The 15485-nt window shown below is 70.6% G+C and carries 16 protein-coding genes; all 16 read right to left on the bottom strand.

All coding sequences use genetic code 11. The features are described 5' to 3' along the window. Nucleotides 1-38: 38 nt before the first annotated feature. Entirely contained in the window at nt 39-242 is a 204-nt protein-coding gene (locus tag ACIPY5_RS05655; protein ID WP_309339635.1) for an AsnC family protein, read from the bottom strand. 68 nt (nt 243-310) lie between these two features. After that, nucleotides 311-1771 carry an MFS transporter gene (locus tag ACIPY5_RS05650; protein WP_400967677.1) on the bottom strand — a complete coding sequence of 487 codons (1461 nt, stop codon included), beginning with the start codon at nt 1769-1771 and terminating at the stop codon, nt 311-313. A gap of 144 nt (nt 1772-1915) precedes the next feature. Further along, nucleotides 1916-2968: a hypothetical protein gene (locus ACIPY5_RS05645; RefSeq protein WP_400967673.1), complete on the bottom strand. Its 1053-nt coding sequence runs from the start codon at nt 2966-2968 to the stop codon at nt 1916-1918. After that, nucleotides 2955-3521 carry an RNA polymerase sigma factor gene (locus ACIPY5_RS05640; protein WP_400967670.1) on the bottom strand — a complete coding sequence of 189 codons (567 nt, stop codon included), beginning with the start codon at nt 3519-3521 and terminating at the stop codon, nt 2955-2957. Before ACIPY5_RS05640 ends, ACIPY5_RS05645 begins: the two co-directional genes overlap by 14 nt. Before the next feature lie 12 nt (nt 3522-3533). Next, nucleotides 3534-4553: a hypothetical protein gene (locus tag ACIPY5_RS05635; RefSeq protein WP_400967667.1), complete on the bottom strand. Its 1020-nt coding sequence runs from the start codon at nt 4551-4553 to the stop codon at nt 3534-3536. Nucleotides 4554-4717: 164 nt separating this feature from the next. Further along, the gene (locus ACIPY5_RS05630; RefSeq protein ID WP_400967664.1) at nt 4718-5080 is read right to left on the bottom strand and encodes a Fe-S protein; all 363 of its coding nucleotides are present in this window, start codon (nt 5078-5080) and stop codon (nt 4718-4720) included. Between the two features lie 66 nt (nt 5081-5146). After that, entirely contained in the window at nt 5147-6700 is a 1554-nt protein-coding gene (locus ACIPY5_RS05625) for a DUF222 domain-containing protein (RefSeq protein ID WP_400967661.1), read from the bottom strand. A 177-nt stretch (nt 6701-6877) separates the two neighbouring features. Further along, nucleotides 6878-7351, bottom strand: coding sequence for a 6,7-dimethyl-8-ribityllumazine synthase (gene ribH / locus ACIPY5_RS05620; RefSeq protein ID WP_045251317.1), 474 nt, complete (start codon nt 7349-7351; stop codon nt 6878-6880). Further along, nucleotides 7348-8637 (bottom strand): GTP cyclohydrolase II, encoded by a 1290-nt coding sequence (ribA, locus tag ACIPY5_RS05615; RefSeq protein WP_400967656.1) that lies wholly within the window; start codon nt 8635-8637, stop codon nt 7348-7350. Before ribA ends, ribH begins: the two co-directional genes overlap by 4 nt. Further along, entirely contained in the window at nt 8634-9290 is a 657-nt protein-coding gene (locus ACIPY5_RS05610; protein WP_400967653.1) for a riboflavin synthase, read from the bottom strand. Before ACIPY5_RS05610 ends, ribA begins: the two co-directional genes overlap by 4 nt. Next, nucleotides 9290-10378 carry a bifunctional diaminohydroxyphosphoribosylaminopyrimidine deaminase/5-amino-6-(5-phosphoribosylamino)uracil reductase RibD gene (ribD, locus tag ACIPY5_RS05605; protein WP_400967650.1) on the bottom strand — a complete coding sequence of 363 codons (1089 nt, stop codon included), beginning with the start codon at nt 10376-10378 and terminating at the stop codon, nt 9290-9292. Before ribD ends, ACIPY5_RS05610 begins: the two co-directional genes overlap by 1 nt. Before the next feature lie 285 nt (nt 10379-10663). After that, nucleotides 10664-11539 (bottom strand): Fpg/Nei family DNA glycosylase, encoded by an 876-nt coding sequence (locus ACIPY5_RS05600; protein ID WP_400967647.1) that lies wholly within the window; start codon nt 11537-11539, stop codon nt 10664-10666. A gap of 80 nt (nt 11540-11619) precedes the next feature. Then, the gene (locus ACIPY5_RS05595; RefSeq protein WP_400967644.1) at nt 11620-12189 is read right to left on the bottom strand and encodes a GNAT family N-acetyltransferase; all 570 of its coding nucleotides are present in this window, start codon (nt 12187-12189) and stop codon (nt 11620-11622) included. Between the two features lie 10 nt (nt 12190-12199). Continuing rightward, the gene (trpS, locus tag ACIPY5_RS05590; RefSeq protein ID WP_309340716.1) at nt 12200-13210 is read right to left on the bottom strand and encodes a tryptophan--tRNA ligase; all 1011 of its coding nucleotides are present in this window, start codon (nt 13208-13210) and stop codon (nt 12200-12202) included. Between the two features lie 58 nt (nt 13211-13268). Next, nucleotides 13269-14162 carry an exodeoxyribonuclease III gene (locus tag ACIPY5_RS05585; RefSeq protein ID WP_400967640.1) on the bottom strand — a complete coding sequence of 298 codons (894 nt, stop codon included), beginning with the start codon at nt 14160-14162 and terminating at the stop codon, nt 13269-13271. A gap of 10 nt (nt 14163-14172) precedes the next feature. After that, nucleotides 14173-15438 carry a YihY/virulence factor BrkB family protein gene (locus ACIPY5_RS05580; RefSeq protein WP_400967637.1) on the bottom strand — a complete coding sequence of 422 codons (1266 nt, stop codon included), beginning with the start codon at nt 15436-15438 and terminating at the stop codon, nt 14173-14175. Between the last annotated feature and the right edge of the window lie 47 nt (nt 15439-15485).

Raw genomic sequence — 15485 nt, 5'->3', positions numbered from 1 at the left:
GCTGATGCCCGGCCCGTTCGGCTGACGCCTCGCGGCGTTCAGTGCCGTCCGAACCGCCGATGCGCCGCCTGTCGGGTGGTGCCGAGCGCGCTCGCGATCGCCTGCCAGGAGTAGCCGTTCGCGCGGGCGCGGCGCACCTGCACCTCCTCTGCGCGGGCGATGTCGCGTCGCGCCGCGACCAGCCGGTGCAGTTCGGCGAGCGGCTCGCCGTGGGGATCCGTCGCCTGTGCCGTCTTGATCATGAAGAACCTCCTCGTGTCAATGCTTGTTGACACGAGGAGGCTTGTCAATCGATGTTGACGGATCCGATTCAGCTCCCGGCGGACACGCCGAGGTCGTCCTCGTAGGCATGGTCCTTGGTCTCCGGGATGAGGATCAGCGCGATGAGGGTGAGCACGGCCATCGCCGACAGGTAGAGGCCGACGAGCCAGGAGGATCCGCCCGCCGTCTGCCACAGCCACACCGCGATGAGCGGGGCAACGGCGGCGCCGAGGATCGACGACACGTTGTACGCGACGGCGGATCCCGTGTATCGGACGTTGGTCGGGAACAGCTCGGGGAGCAGCGCGCCCATCGGTCCGAACGTGATGCCCATGAGGAGGAAGCCGAGGATCAGGAACGACTGGGTCAGCACGACCGCGAACGGCTCGCCGGCGTGCTGCCCGAGGAACAGCGGGAAGGTGAAGCCGAACAGGATGATCGCGACCGTGGTCCAGATGAGGAGCTTGCGGCGCCCGATCCGATCCGCCCACGGTCCGGATACGAGCGTGAAGACGCCGAAGAACACCACGCCGATGATCTGCATGACCACGAAGTCGGTGTAGCCGAAGCCTTGGCCCGGGTAGAACTGCGCGGCGAACGCGGCCTGATCGAAGGCGGCGCCCTTGGCCTCTGCGGCCTTCTGCGCGGCGGCGGCCGCGACCTCGACCGATGCCGGCTTGGTGCCGAACGAGAGCGTGAAGTTCGTCATCAGGTAGAACAGCACGTAGGTCGCGAGCATCACGAAGGTGCCGAGGATCAGGTGCTTCCAATGGTGACGGAACACGGTCGCGAGGGGCAGCTTGCGGATCGTGCCCTTGTCCTCTGCGCGCTTGAAGGTCTCCGACTCGACGAGCTTGAGGCGCACCCAGAGGCCGATGATCACCATCACCGCGGAGAACAGGAACGGCACGCGCCAGCCCCAGCTGAGGAACGCCTCCGATTTGAGCGACGGATCGGACGCGTGCGGCAGCAGCGCGTTGATGATGAGGAACAGGCCGTTCGCGATGATGAAGCCCAGCGGGGCGCCCAGCTGCGGGAAGGATCCATACCAGGCGCGCTTGCCCTCCGGGGCGTTCTCGGTCGCGACGAGGGCCGCGCCCGACCATTCCCCGCCGAGGGCGAAGCCCTGGGCCAGTCGCAGGATCAGCAGCAGCAGCGCCGCCCACCAGTTGATCTGCTGGAAGGTGGGCAGCAGGCCGATCAGGAAGGTCGCGATGCCCATCGTGAGCAGGGAGGCGACGAGCGTGGCCTTGCGTCCGTAGCGGTCTCCGAAGTGCCCGAAGACCATGGCGCCGATCGGGCGAGCGATCATCGCCGCGCCGAAGACGCCGAACGAGGCGAGCAGCGCGGTGGTGTCGTTGCCGGTGGGGAAGAACAGGATCGGGAAGACCAGCACCGCGGCGGTCGCGTAGACATAGAAGTCGTAGAACTCGATCGTGGTGCCGATGAGGCTGGCGAGGATCACCCGGGATCTGGGATTTGCGGGTGCGGTCACGGTGTCGGTGCTCATGCGGTCCTCCGGTCGGTGCGTCGATCTGCGCTCGCCGGGTCCCCAGCCGTGCGACGAGCACGGGGGAGTCTACGCCCGACGTTCAGCCGATCCACAGGCGGACACGCGGCCGTGGCGGAGTGCGACGCCGCGACCGCGCGCGCCTCAGCGCGACAGCCAGGCCTTGTACTCGATGACCGAGCCGGGGGCGACGTTCAGCTTCATCGTGGATCCGCCCTGATAGATCGTGTCGGCGGCGATGATCTCGCGGGTCCCCGCGTCCAGCACCACGGTCGCGGTGAACTGCGGTCGCTTCGACGAGGTGACTTTCAGCGCTATGCCGGAGCGGCCGAGACGATCGGTGACCGTGCCGAGCACGCTCACGCCGCCCGCATCGCGGAGCAGCTGCAGTGCCGCGGCCTGCTGCGCGGGGCTGAGTGCCCAACTGTCGCGAATCGAGCTCACCACACCCCAGATCCCGAGCGCGTCCACGTTCCCGCTCAATCCGACCCGATCCTCGATGTACGACCGCAGTCCGGACGCGTCCGCCGGCGGCTCGGCGAAGTAGAGGTTCGAGCTGTGGTGCCCGGTGCCGGGCAGCGCCGTGCCCTCCTTCGGAGCCTCGCCGGCGGGCGGGACGATGGTGCCGTCCTTCGTCACCGAGTAGGGTGCGCCTGTGCGCGACTCGAGGTGGCCGGTGCCGTCCGCGTCCCACACCCATTCCTGCCACTCCGGCACGATCACCGGATCCGCTTTGCCGTCGTCGCGCAATGCCCAGCGCACGACCAGGGCGTCGCGGGTCGCGGCACGGGCCGGAGCTTTCTGCAGCATGGTGATCGATTCTGCGAGCACCTCGTCGGCGCTCTGTGCGATCGGTTGCGCGACGAGTGCCGGCGGAGTGACGGCATAGGCGGGCACTGCGGTGATCGGGCCGATCGCGAGTCCGATCGCGACGACGGCGGCGAGCGCCGGGGCGGCCCAGGCGGAGCGCAACGCGATCCGGAGCGGGCGTGATGCGCGGACGCGACGCCGAAGCGACGCAACGCGGTCACCGATCAGCCGCGTGCGCTTCGCCCGTACCCGGGACGGATCGGCGGCTTCATCCAGCATGCGGTGCAGGCGGGCCCAGTCGGCGGCGGTCGGCTCGATGTCGATCGGCGTCCGCGCAGGATCGGCCTCGCGGATCAGCGTCTCGAACAGCTCATCAGTCAATGGCATACGTCATCACCCCTTTCCCGGGTGTCGATGCGGATGGTCTCCTCGTGCCGTTCGGCACGTCATCGCCGTCGGTCGGTGAGCCGGCGGGCTCCTGCAGCATCGACCGCAGTTCTGCGCGTGCGCGGCTCAGCCGCTTCCAGGCCGCCGCGGTGCGGCAGCCCACGACTTCGGCGATCTCCTCGGCGCTCAGACCGTCCCAGTAGTGCAGTTCGAGCACCTCGCGGTCGGCAGGGCGGAGCAGCGAGAGCGCGTGGCGCAGCTCGACGTGCGCGAGGTCGTCGGCGGGCCGGGTTGCCGACGCGAGGTCCCGCAGGCCCTCCCGCTCGCGATCGCGCTTGCGATACGCGTCGCCGACGAGGTTGCGTGCTGTCTGCAGCAGCCAGGGGCGGCGGTACGGCTGCGCGGGGTCGAAGCGCCGCCAGGCGATCTCGAAGCAGTCCATGGTGAGCTCCCTCGCGTGCTCGCGGTCATCGACGCGGCGCTCGATGTACCGCAGCACGGCGGTGTGGTGTTCGGCGAAGAGTGCCTCGAAGGCGACACGGCGTTCATCCATCGTGGATTCCCGTCAGTGCAGCGGCGGGTTCTCGGCGATGATCCGCCGCGCTTGGACAGACATCGCGTCGAGCTCGGTCTTCATCCGCTTCAGTTGATCGCCGTGGTTCCGGATGATCAGGAGATCGGCGTTCCAGAGCGCGTCGTAGATCGCCTTCGTCCAACCACTCGAGTCGCGGCACGTGGCATCGGCGACGGCGAGGCCGATCTCGGCGGATGTCGGTGCCGGTCGTTCCGCGTCCGGGTCTGCCTCGGTATCGCCGTAGGTACCGCCGTCCGCCCTCGGCGGTGTCGTCGGCCGGGGCATGTACAGGCCGATCTCCTCGCCGAGCTTCTGCGTCGGCATCGCCCCGTTCTCCGTGCTCGGCGCGGAGATGTCGACGTCATAGCCCGCGTCGGCGAGGCACTGCTTCCAGGCGGCACCGGCCTTCTGCGCCGCAGGATCGTCGAACATATCCTTCGTCGCCTCGTTGTGCCACATGTTCTGGGTGTTGTAGATGTCCACGACCTTCGTGTCATCGAAGATCTTTCGACTTGCGTCGAGGCACGCCTGGAACACCGGCTCGAATCCGGGCGATGACGCGGCGATGCGATTCAGTTTCGTGAAGGTCTGGCGGCCATCCGGCAGCCAGACGCCGGGTATGTAGTTCGCTCGGTATCCGAACTGCTTCGCGATCTCCACTGTCAGCGCCGGGAATGACGATGGGTTCTTCGGGTAGGTGAGATAGCTCGCGTCGTCGGTGGGTTCGATCGGGATCGGCCAAGTGAAGCCCTCCCCGGTCATGCACGTCTCCATCTGCCGATTCGACGCATAGTTCGAGAGATGATCCAGGGCCGGCACCGTGAACTGATCCATCGGCATCACCCAATGCGCGATGTCCTTCTCGGGCAGATCGGGCATCGTCTCCGACGCGGACGTCGTTTCCGAGGTGCTCATCGTCCCGGAAGGGACCGCGGACGGCGTCGAGCAGCCGGCGAGCGGCGCGGCCAGGATCGTAACGGCGAGGACGGCGGCCGTGCGGGTGCGCTTCATGCGGTGACCTCTCTTCCGGAGCCTGTCGCGGCTCTCACCCTCAAAGGTTGCGCGTCGCGCCGGATCCTGACATCGGAGTTCCGGGATGACTCTTCGGACACGAAGACGCGGGATCCGAAAGATCGGATCCCGCGTCCCATGAGAGTTCGTCGAGCGGCGTGCGCTCAGTGCCAGAAGTAGCCGAGGCCCGCGTTCAGCAGGGTGAGGGCGCCGACGCTCCAGAACATGCCGGCGGGCACCTTCTCGCCGCGCTTCTGGCGGGCCATGCCCATTCCGATCAGCGCGCCGATGATCACCAGCACCACGAGCTTCACGGTGATCTTGATGTAGAAGCTCATGCCGGGGGTCCAGGTGATACCCCACGGCGCGGCGAGGGCGAGGCCCGCAAGGCCGGCGATCGCGAGGCCGATGTTCATCAGCTGCGTGAACTCGCGCTTGCCCCCGAAGGCCTGAGCGAGCCAGGCGCCGAACAGAGTGGCGAAGCCGAGCAGGTGGATGAACACGACGATGGCGCGGAGGGTCTCCATGGCCTCAGGCTATGCCCGGACCGAAGGCGGCGCCAGGTAGGCGCACCTCAGCTGCGTGGCGCTCGGTCAGAACGGCGCCGGCGCGGTTTCGGCTCTGGGCGGTGAATCCGGATCCTCGATCGTGAACGTCACGGGCGGGGGTGGCCGGTCGATGTAGGAGCGCCCGACAGGACTGGTCCATTCCAGGACCCCGGCGCCGTGCTGTTTCACCGTCCACGCCGTTTGATGCTTCAGGACGTGGTGGCGTCGGCAGAGCCCGCCGAGATTGCCCTCCTCCGTGGACCCGCCGTGGGCGGCGTCGATGGTGTGGTCGAGGTCTTGGGTGTGGGGTGGGAGTCCGCAGGTCGGGAACCGGCATCGGGAGTCTCGGGCGTGGAGGAGGCGGCGGAGGTCGGTGTTGGGTCGGTAGTGGTCGACGGCGAGGATCGCCCCGGTGATGGGGTGGGTGAGGACCCGTTCCCAGGCGGTCGCGTTCCCGGCGAGGGTGCGGGCGGTGTCGGTGTCGATGGGCTGTCCGCCGGCGAGTTCTCCGGGCTGCTCGGTGCGGATACCGAACCGGGAAGCGGATCCCGGGGAAGCGGATCCGACCCGCGCCGCGCGTCCACCGGCACCATCGGCTGCGTCGCCGTCAGTGCCGGCAGCGCCCGCGGTGTCGGCTGCGTCCGCTGCGTCGCTGGTGTCGCTGGTGTCCGAGGTGCCGGCGTCGGCCGCATCGGTGGCATCAGGTGCGAGGAGGGTGAGCACGGGAACGGTGACCTCCACCCGCGCCTGGATCGCGGACAGCAGCCCGGCCGTGGTGTCGTGCCCGGACGCCGCCCCGGTGAGCAGGGTGTCGGCGCAGAGGTCCGCGCGCAGCTGATCCATGGTCCGGTCATCGTCGGGGTCGCCGAGCCCACCCGGATCCGGGTCGACCCCACCGGCCGCATCCTTCGCGGCCTGCGTGTTCGCGACCGTGACCGCGCGCGCCTGCTGGGTGAGCCGGTCGTAGATCCCGTCCACGATCGCGGCGGAGTGGATCAGGCCGAGGGCCTTCTGCCCGTCACCGAGGTCCTCCCGCCACACCCTCCGGTCCTCCTGCGCGTCCCGGTGCCGGTCCGTCAGACTCCGCGGAGCCAACCGCTCCGCGACCCGCTCCACGATCCGCTTCGCACGATGCGGAGTCTCCCCGGCACACGCCTCCACCGCGATCTGCTCGAACTCGGCCCGCACCGTCTCATCGAGACGCGCACCGGCGTCCTGGATCACCCGCACATGCGCGGCATTGATCCGCGCATCTGTGAACGCCTGCATCGTCGCGGGGAACCGAGCCATCAGATCCGCCGCCCGCGCCATCCGGGCCTGCACCACCCGATCCGACATGTGCAGCACCCCGGCGATCTGGGCGGCGACGGAGCGGGCGGCGAGCTCGGCCGCAGCGCCCGGCGTCGATCCGGACCGTTCGGACGCCGCGATCGCTGCGGCGACGTCTTGTGCCACAGCGAGCTGCGCCTCCCGCAACGCGTGCAGCCGGATGATCGCGGCCTCGGTCGCTTCCAACCCGGTGACGAGAGCGGTCAGCACGACACTCGGATCCGTGGGTTCTGCCCCCGGATCCCTCACCGCGCCGCTCAGGTCTGCCATGCCTCCAGTAAACCCTGGACCACCGACATTGGACCCGAGTTTCCCCAGATCAGCGAGGCAAACTCATCCAAACAGAGTCGTCCCCGTCAGCGGACGCCATAGCGTGCGCTGACGGGGACGACTCGGAGATAGAAGGTCCGCGCCTGGGGCAGCCCGTGCCCGGGGCCGGGGCAGGACTCAGCCTCGCAGGGAGCGGATGACCTGGGCGGTGCGCAGGGCGGCGTCGGCCGCCTCGGCGCCCTTGTCCTCCTTGGAGCCCTCGAGGCCCGCACGGTCGAGACCCTGCTGCTCGTCGTCCAGCGTCAGCACGCCGAAGCCGACGGGCTTGCCCGCGTCGAGCGAGACCCGGGTGAGGCCGTCCGTGGTGGCGGCCGAGACGTACTCGAAGTGCGGGGTGCCGCCGCGGATGATCACGCCGAGCGCGACCACCGCATCCGCACCGCCGGCGAAGGCGGCCTGGGCGGCCACGGCGAGCTCGAACGAGCCCGGGACCCGCACCAGGCGGTGGTTCGCGCCGGTCTCCTCGAGCACGCGCTGCGCGCCCGCGATGAGGCCGTTCGTGATCGTCTCGTGCCAGGTGCCGGCGACGATCACGACGTTCAGGCCGCTCGCGTCGAATCCGCCGGTGGTGGGTGCTCCTGCGCCGCTCATGCGTCGTCTCTTCCGTTCTCCGCGCCGTTCGCCGCCAGGGCCGCGGCGAGTTCGGACTCGCCGATGATGTGGCCCATGCGGTCGCGCTTGGTCTCGAGGTACTGGTGGTTGTTGGGGCCGACGCCCACGATCAGCGGGACCTGCTCGATCACGTCCAGGCCGAGGTCGCGCAGCTGCGCCACCTTGTCGGTGTTGTTCGTGAGCAGGCGCACCTTCTTCACGCCGAGATCGGTGAGGATCCCCGCGGCGGCGGCGTAGTCGCGGGCGTCGGCGGGCAGGCCGAGCGCGAGGTTGGCGTCGACGGTGTCGAGCCCCTCCTCCTGCAGCGCGTAGGCGCGCAGCTTGTTGATGAGGCCGATGCCGCGACCCTCGTGGCCGCGCATGTAGATGACGATGCCGCCGTCCTGCTCGATCGCGTCGAGGGCCGCTTCGAGCTGCGGACCGCACTCGCACTTGAGGGATCCGAACGCCTCGCCGGTCAGGCACTCGGAGTGCACCCGCACCAGCGCGGTCTCGGTCGGCTCGCCGGACACGACCGCGATGTGGTCGGTGCCGGTGATGCGGTCCTTGTAGGCGAGGAAGCGGAACCCGCCGTGCGTGGTGGGCACCGTGGCGTCCGCGCGCAGGCTCACCCGGCGTCGGGTGTTGTTCGCGACGCAGTCGGCCTCGTCCCGCGGGTCCGTCTCGTTGAGGTGGGCGATGAGCTGCTCGATCGTGATCACAGGGATCCCGTCGCGTTCGCCGAGCTCCATGAGGCCGGGCAGGCGCATCATGCTGCCGTCCTCGGCGACGACCTCGGCGATCGCGCCCACCGGGCGCAGGCCCGCCAGGCGCATGAGCTCGACGGCCGCCTCGGTGTGACCGCCGCGCTGGCGCACGCCGCCGTCGACCGCGCGCAGGGGCAGCACGTGCCCGGGGCGGATGAGGTCGGTCGGGGTGGACGAGGCGTCCGCGAGCACGTTCAGCGTGCGGGCGCGGTCGGCCGCGCTGATGCCCGTGGTGACTCCCGAGGCGGCGTCGACACTGATCGTGTACGCGGTGCTGCGGGCGTCCTCATTGGCCTCGACCATCGGCGGCAGGTTCAGGGCGTCGGCGATGTCGGCGGGCATGGGCGCGCACAGGTACCCGGAGGTCCAGCGCACGGTCCACGCGATCCACTCGGGCGTCGCGAGCTCGGCCGACAGGATGACGTCGCCCTCGTTCTCGCGGTTCTCGTCGTCCGCGACGAGCACGGGGCGGCCGGCGCGGAGCGACTCCAGCGCCTCTTCGATGGTGGAAAGGCTCATCGCGAGCCTCCTTCCGGTGTGGCGGCGCTGTCGGCGCCTGCGTCTGCGGCGCGGAACGCGAGCAGCCGCTCGACGTGCCGGGCGAGGATGTCGGTCTCGAGGTTCACGCGGTCGCCGACCGACCGGGATCCGAGCGTGGTGGCAGAGAGGGTCTCCGGGATCAGGGACACCTCGAACCAGGCGGTCGGCGCGGACGGCTCGCTGACGGCGCTGACCGTGAGCGAGGTGCCGTCGACGGAGATGGATCCCTTGTCCACGACGAGCGGGGCGAGATCGTGCGGCAGGGAGATGCGCAGCACGCTCCACTGCGCTCCGGGGCGCACCTCGAGCACCTCGCCGACCCCGTCGACGTGGCCCTGGACGATGTGGCCGCCGAGGCGCGCGCCGACCGGCATCGCCTTCTCGATGTTCACTCGCGTGCCGACGGTCGCGCCGCCGATCGCCGCCACGTCGAGAGTCTGCTTCATGACGTCGGTGTCGAAGGTGTCGGAGGTGGATCCGACGACGGTGAGGCATACCCCGCTCACGGCGATGGACTCGCCGTGCACGGCGTCGGACGCCGCTTTCGGGGCGCGCACGGTCAGGCGCCAGCCGTCGCCGGCGTGCGCGATCGCGGTGATCTCGCCGATCTCCTCGATGATTCCGGTGAACATCAGGCTGCTCCTTCGTTCCGGGAGGTGTTCAGGTCTGCGGGCGCCGGCGCGGCGCCGGCCAAGGTCGTGCCGTCGGCGTCCAGCGGGCGCGCGACCACGAGCAGGTCCGCGCCGAGCGGCAGCCACTCGTCGACGACGAGGCGCCGTGCCTCGCCGATCGAGGGCACGCCGATGTCGGTGAGGGCGAGCTTCGGCCCCCCGAGCAGCACGGGCGCGAGATACGCGAGCACCTCGTCGGCGAGCCCCGCCGCGAGGAATGCGCTGGCAAGGGTCGGGCCGCCTTCCACGAACACGCGCTGGATCCCGCGATCCCGGAGGTCCGCGAGGACGGCGGCGAGGTCGTGGCCCGTGTAGAACAGCGGCTCGTGCGGGTGCCGGCGCACCGCGGCGTCGGCGGGGGTCTCCCTGGCGCCGATCACCACGGGGACCGGCTGGCGGGGGAGCAGCGCGTCGCCGTCCCGGGCCGTGAGGGCGGGGTCGTCGGCCAGCACGGTTCCCGTGCCGACCACGATCGCGTCGCCCTCGGCGCGCCGGAGGTGCACGTCCGTGCGGGCGGCGGGCCCGGTGATCCACTGACTGGATCCGTCGGCCGCGGCGGCACGCCCGTCCAGGCTCTGCGCCCATTTCACGGTCACGTGCGGGCGGCCGAGCCGCTGCACCGTCAGCCAGTCGCCGATCAGGGCGCGCGCGGCCTCGGCCTGCTCGCCCGCGACCACGTCGAGGCCTGCGGCGCGCATCCGCTCGGCGCCTCCGCCGGAGACGGCTCCCGGATCGTCCAGCGCATAGATCACGCGGCGGACGCCGGCGTCGATGAGCGCCTGCGCGCAAGGGCCCGTGCGCCCGGTGTGGTTGCACGGCTCGAGCGTCACGACGGCGGTCGCGCCCTGGAGATGCTCCGGCGCGAGCTTCGAGAGCGCGTCGACCTCCGCGTGCGAGGTGCCCGCACCGCGGTGCCAGCCCTCGGCGAGCAGATCGCCCGAGGGGGAGAGGATCACGGCGCCGACCTGCGGGTTGAGCCCGCGGGGGCCCCGGCGCGCGATCTCGAGCGCATGCGTCATCGCCGCCCGCTCCACCGCTGTCGCCGTCATGTCGCCTTCCTCATCCTGGTCGGATCCACCGGGGTCGGGCGCACGTCGATCGTGCGTGCTTCCTCTCATCCGGACTCGCAAGCCTTCGCTCGCATCACCGTCGGTCCCGGAATTCCACCGGATCGGCCTCGGATCCCTGTCGGATCCTCGGTTCGCGGACTGTCACCGCCGGTTCGGATTCTCACCGACCCCGGAGCACGTTGTGTTGCTCTCAGCTTAGTCAACGCGCCGGTGCCGGTTTCATTCCGGTGGATGGTTCTGTGACGCCTCATGTCGCGCGCGGAGTCACTTCAGCAGCCGGGACAGCCGGCGGTCGGCGAGCACCTTGCCGCCGGTCTGGCAGGTCGGGCAGTACTCCAGCGACCGGTCGGCGAAGAACACGCTGCGCACTGTGTCGCCGCACACCGGGCATGCCTCGCCGCGGCGGGCGTGCACCTGCATGCCGCGGCGCTTCGCGTCCTTGAGGTCGGCCGGCGGCTTGCCGCTCGCCTCGGCCACGGCGTCGCGCAGCGTCGACTGCATCGCGTCGTAGAGCCGCGTCACGTCGGCGTCGCCGAGGCCCCCGGCGGGAGCGTAGGGGGACATCCGGGCGGCGTGCAGGATCTCGTCCGAGTACGCGTTGCCGATGCCGCCGATCACGGCCTGATCGCGCAGCAGTCCCTTGATCTGGGTGCGCCTCCCGTCGAGCAGCGCCGCGAACACGTCGCGCGAGAACGACGGATCCAGGGGATCCGGGCCCAGCCGCGCGATGCCGGGCACGTCGGCCGGATCCCGGACGACGTAGACGGCGAGGGACTTCTTCGTACCCGCCTCGGTGAGGTCGAAGCCGCTGCCGTCGTCGAACGCGATCCGCAGCGCGATCGGCGACTTCCCGGGGCGGATCAGCGTGGTGGGCAGCGCGTCGTACCAGCGCAGCCACCCGGCCTTGGCCAGGTGGAACACGAGGTGCAGATGCGGTTCGGCATCGCTGTTCAGCGTCAGGTCCAGGAACTTGCCGTGCCGTGCGGCGCCCTCGATGCGCGCGCCCCCGAGCGCCGTCACCGGAGGATCGAAGGTCTTGAGCGCGGCGATCGCCGACACGGAGGCACGCGTGATGGTGAGTCCGACCGCGCGGTCCGCGAGGAAGTCGACCAGCCCCTGCACCTCAGGCATCTCCGGCATGGGTTCATCCTGCCACCCGCATGCGACATCGGGGCGGATCCCTCCGGCCGCCCGCCGGTGATGAGGTCGGGGAGGACGCCTCAGCCGAGGTCGATCGGCCAGGCGACCGGCCCGCGGTCGTCCGTGCGGAGGAGCCCCGCGATCCAGCCGTCGTCACGGCCTCGAGGACTGGTCAGGAACTGCCGGTGCATGCCCTCGTATCGGAAGCCGAGGGCCCGCGCACTGCGTGCGGACGGGATGTTGCCGACCACGGCGCGCCAGGTGATGCGGGCGAGGCCGAGCTCCGCGAAGCCCCAGTCGATCACGGCGCGCGCCGCCTCGGTGAGGTAGCCGTGACCGCGGGCCGGCGCCGCGATCCAGTACCCGAGCTCGGCGTCGCCGCCGGTCCGGTGGTCGGCGATGTGATGCAGCCCGATCGAGCCCACGAGGACGTCGTCCGCCAACACGGCCCAGACGGTCTCGGATCCGTCCTCCCACCACTCGCCGGTGAGCCGGATGAAGTCCTCGGCGTCCTCGCGCGCGTAGGGGCTGGGAACCGTGGTCCAGCGGGGGATCTCCGGATCCTGGCACGCCGCGGTGATCGCGTCCGCGTCCGTCGGCGTCGGCGGACGGAGGACCAGCCGCTCCGTGCGGAGAGACGCGGGCTGCATGCGGGGCGCCTCAGAGCGCGATGCGGCGGAGCAGGCCCACCTTGTCGTACACCGCGGCGAGGGTCCTGTCGGCGACCTCGTCGGCACGGGCGGCGTTGGCCGCGAGGATGCGGTCCAGCTCCGCGGGGTCGGCGAGCAGCTCGTTCGCGCGGTCGCGCACGGGGCCGAACTCGTTCACGACCACCTCGGCGAGACCCTTCTTGAAGTCGCCGTAGCCGCGACCCGCGTACTCGTCCTCGATGGAGGGGATCTGGCGGCCCGTGAGCGCCGCGTAGATCGTGAGCAGGTTCGAGACGCCGGGCTTGTTCTCGCGGTCGTAGCGGACGGATCCCTCGTTGTCCGTCACGGCGCGCATGATCTTCTTCGCCGACTTCGCCGGGTCGTCCAGCAGCCACAGCACGCCCGCGTCGGTCTCGGCCGACTTGGACATCTTCGACGTGGGGTTCTGCAGATCGTAGATCCGCGCGGTGTCCTTCTGGATCACCGGGATCGGCACGACGAACGTCTCGCCGAAGCGGGAGTTGAACCGCTCCGCGAGATCGCGCGTGAGCTCGACGTGCTGCTTCTGGTCATCGCCCACCGGCACCACGTCGGTCTGGTAGAGCAGGATGTCGGCGGCCATCAGCACGGGGTAGGTGAAGAGGCCCACCGAGGTCGCGTCCGCGCCGAAGCGCGACGACTTGTCCTTGAACTGCGTCATCCGGCCGGCCTCGCCGAAGCCCGTGATGGTGCTGAGGATCCAGGCGAGCTCCGCGTGCGCGCGCACGTGCGACTGCACGTACAGCGTCGACTGGGAGGGCTCGATGCCCGCCGCGATGTACTGCGCGGCGGTGCGGCGGGTCTTCTCGCGCAGCTCGGCGGGATCCTGCGGCACGGTGATCGCGTGCAGGTCGACGACGGAGAAGAACGCGTCGTAGGAGGTCTGCAGGTCCCGCCACTGCAGCAGCGCCCCGATGTAGTTGCCGGCCTGGAGGGAGTCGGCGGAGGGCTGCATTCCTGAATAGAGGCGGGGTTTCGTCACGGATCAATCCTATGGGGAGCGGATCCGCCGCCCGACCGCCTCAGGCGGGACGCGATGGTCAGATCGTGTAGTCGACGATCACCGGGGTGTGATCGCTCCAGCGCTCCGCGTAGGTCGCCGCGCGGGCGACGCGGTAGTTCGTCGCGCGGGCGGCGAGCGGTGCCGTGGCGAGGTGGTAGTCGATGCGCCAGCCGGAGTCGTTGTCGAAGGCCTGGCCGCGCATGGTCCACCAGGTGTACGGACCCGCGACCTCGCCGGCCGCGGCGCGTCCCACGTCGACCCAGCCCAGCCCCTTGCCGTCGCCCTCCGCCGCATAGGGGCGGGTGTCGCTGAGCTGTCCGACCATGCCCCGGCCGATGCCCTCCTGGCCCACGACGGGCTCGCCGGCGGCGCCGAGGAAGCGGTCGAAGTAGGCCCGCTCACGGGCCAGATAGCCGGACTTCTTGACGTTGCCCTTCCAGTTCAGGATGTCGAGGGGCCGGTGCCCCACGTTGAGGTCGCCCGTGACGAGGGCGAGGGCGCCGTCGTCGCCGAGCTCGCCCATGCGCGTGGTCATCGCGTCGAGGAACTTCCACTTCTCGTCCTGCTTCGGTGTGTCGGCCTCGCCGCTGTGCACGTAGGCGCTGACGACCGTGAGCGGGGCTCCGCCGAGGGAGAAGTCGGCTTCGAGCCAGCGGCCCTTAGAGTCGAAATCGTCGGGCCCGAGCGTCGTGCGGGAGGCGAGGGCGGGCTCGCGGCTCAGCACCGCGACGCCGGCGCGACCCTTGGCCGTCGCCTCGTCGTGCAGGATCGACCAGCCGGGGAAGGCGGCCTCGAGGTGCTCGTCCTGCGCGCGCACCTCCTGGAGCGTGAGCACGTCGACGCCGGCGTCGTCGAGCCAGCCGTGCATTCCGTTGCGGACCGCGGCGCGGATCCCGTTGACGTTGACCGTGGCGATACGCAGGTGGGGCATGGCTCCCAGCCTAACGAGGGCCTCCGACATCGTCGTTCCGGCGCGGATCCCCGTCCCGGCGGCCACGCTCCGCGCGCGCCCCTGCGGTGCGCGACGACTCCCGCCGCGGACCCTCGAGCAGCAGGCCGAGCAGGCCCTCCTCGTCCTCTGCGGGGGCGGCGGCCGCCTCGTCCGCGAGCGCGTCGCCCCACTCCTCACGGGCCTCGCGCACCGCGCGGGCCGTCGCGCGCCGGCGCCACCACGGCGCGCTCTCGTGCTCCTTCTCCGCACGGCGCAGCCGGACCTCGGCGGCCAGCACGAGCGCGGCGAGCTCCGCGCGGTGCGCGGCGTCCTCGTCGACCTCCTGCAGCGGCTGATCCCTGTCTTCTGCGCTCAGTGCGATCCAGGCCGCGGCGACCAGGATCACGACCGCCACCCACCGGCACCACAGCAGCATCGCCACGATCACGGCGAACGTGGCGAGCAGGGGGTTGCTGGGGGTGTGGGCGAGCAGGAGGCTCGCACCGAGCTGCAGGACCACGACGGCGCCGCCGCCCAGCATCGATCCCGGCAGGATCGTGCCCCAGGCCAGCCTCGTGCCGGTGAGGAACCGCACGAGCAGCGCGATCGCGGCCGAGTCGATCGCGAACATGACGACGACGGAGCCCAGCCGCGTCACCGCGTCGAACGCCGTCGTGCCGAGGTGCCAGCCGAAGAGGTCGAGCACCTGCCGCAGGGCCCAGACTCCGACGAAGCCGAGGACGGATCCGACCAGCAGCGCCAGGCCGAAGGCCGCGCCGGCGAGCCCGTCGCGGACCTTCAGCAGCACGAAGCTGCGGTTGTCGTAGGGGAGCCCGAAGATGTCGCGCACCGCCCGCCGGGTGAAGGTGACCGCCGTGATGCCCGTCCAGGCGACCACGGCCGCCGCGATCACGCCCGTGATGCTGAACAGCGTCGAGGAGTCGGCCGCGATCCCCTGGACGTCGTCGGGATGGACGAGGCCGGTCTCGCTCACGATCCCCGGGATGTAGCTGTTCGCGATCCTCGTGATGATGCGGATGGCCTGATCGCTGCCCCCGAGCCAGAGCCCGACGGAGGCGAAGGCGAGATAGAGCATGCCGAACACCGCGAACAGGCCCTGGTAGCTCATCCCGGCGGAGAGCAGGAAACCGTTGCGCTGCAGGAAGCGCCGCCACACCCGGATCGGGAAGGCCCGCATGGTGCGGCGGGTGATCGCCGCGGCCCGCTCGATGGGCGCCTCGAAGCGCGCACGCAGCTCCGGCTCCGAATCCACCACGCTCTCACCCTAGCGAGTGCTCCGGGGCTCCCCGTCGACGGCGGGGG

Source organism: Microbacterium sp. NPDC089698 (assembly GCF_044749045.1).
In the GTDB taxonomy this organism is placed as follows: Bacteria; Actinomycetota; Actinomycetes; order Actinomycetales; family Microbacteriaceae; genus Microbacterium.
Note: the sequence above shows the minus strand (reverse complement) of the source record. Positions and strands in the feature narration are given on the sequence as shown.

Bases quoted from the DNA above. Each gene is read 5' to 3' on its own strand.
- ACIPY5_RS05630 (WP_400967664.1), bottom strand. From the start codon at position 5,080: ATGGAGACCCTCCGCGCCATCGTCGTGTTCATCCACCTGCTCGGCTTC.
- ribH (WP_045251317.1), bottom strand. From the start codon at position 7,351: ATGAGCGGCGCAGGAGCACCCACCACCGGCGGATTCGACGCGAGCGGC.
- ACIPY5_RS05625 (WP_400967661.1), bottom strand. From the start codon at position 6,700: ATGGCAGACCTGAGCGGCGCGGTGAGGGATCCGGGGGCAGAACCCACG.
- ACIPY5_RS05635 (WP_400967667.1), bottom strand. From the start codon at position 4,553: ATGAAGCGCACCCGCACGGCCGCCGTCCTCGCCGTTACGATCCTGGCC.
- ACIPY5_RS05595 (WP_400967644.1), bottom strand. From the start codon at position 12,189: ATGCAGCCCGCGTCTCTCCGCACGGAGCGGCTGGTCCTCCGTCCGCCG.
- ACIPY5_RS05650 (WP_400967677.1), bottom strand. From the start codon at position 1,771: ATGAGCACCGACACCGTGACCGCACCCGCAAATCCCAGATCCCGGGTG.
- ACIPY5_RS05645 (WP_400967673.1), bottom strand. From the start codon at position 2,968: ATGCCATTGACTGATGAGCTGTTCGAGACGCTGATCCGCGAGGCCGAT.
- ribD (WP_400967650.1), bottom strand. From the start codon at position 10,378: ATGACGGCGACAGCGGTGGAGCGGGCGGCGATGACGCATGCGCTCGAG.
- ACIPY5_RS05600 (WP_400967647.1), bottom strand. From the start codon at position 11,539: ATGCCGGAGATGCCTGAGGTGCAGGGGCTGGTCGACTTCCTCGCGGAC.
- ACIPY5_RS05655 (WP_309339635.1), bottom strand. From the start codon at position 242: ATGATCAAGACGGCACAGGCGACGGATCCCCACGGCGAGCCGCTCGCC.
- ribA (WP_400967656.1), bottom strand. From the start codon at position 8,637: ATGAGCCTTTCCACCATCGAAGAGGCGCTGGAGTCGCTCCGCGCCGGC.
- ACIPY5_RS05585 (WP_400967640.1), bottom strand. From the start codon at position 14,162: ATGCCCCACCTGCGTATCGCCACGGTCAACGTCAACGGGATCCGCGCC.
- ACIPY5_RS05610 (WP_400967653.1), bottom strand. From the start codon at position 9,290: ATGTTCACCGGAATCATCGAGGAGATCGGCGAGATCACCGCGATCGCG.
- ACIPY5_RS05640 (WP_400967670.1), bottom strand. From the start codon at position 3,521: ATGGATGAACGCCGTGTCGCCTTCGAGGCACTCTTCGCCGAACACCAC.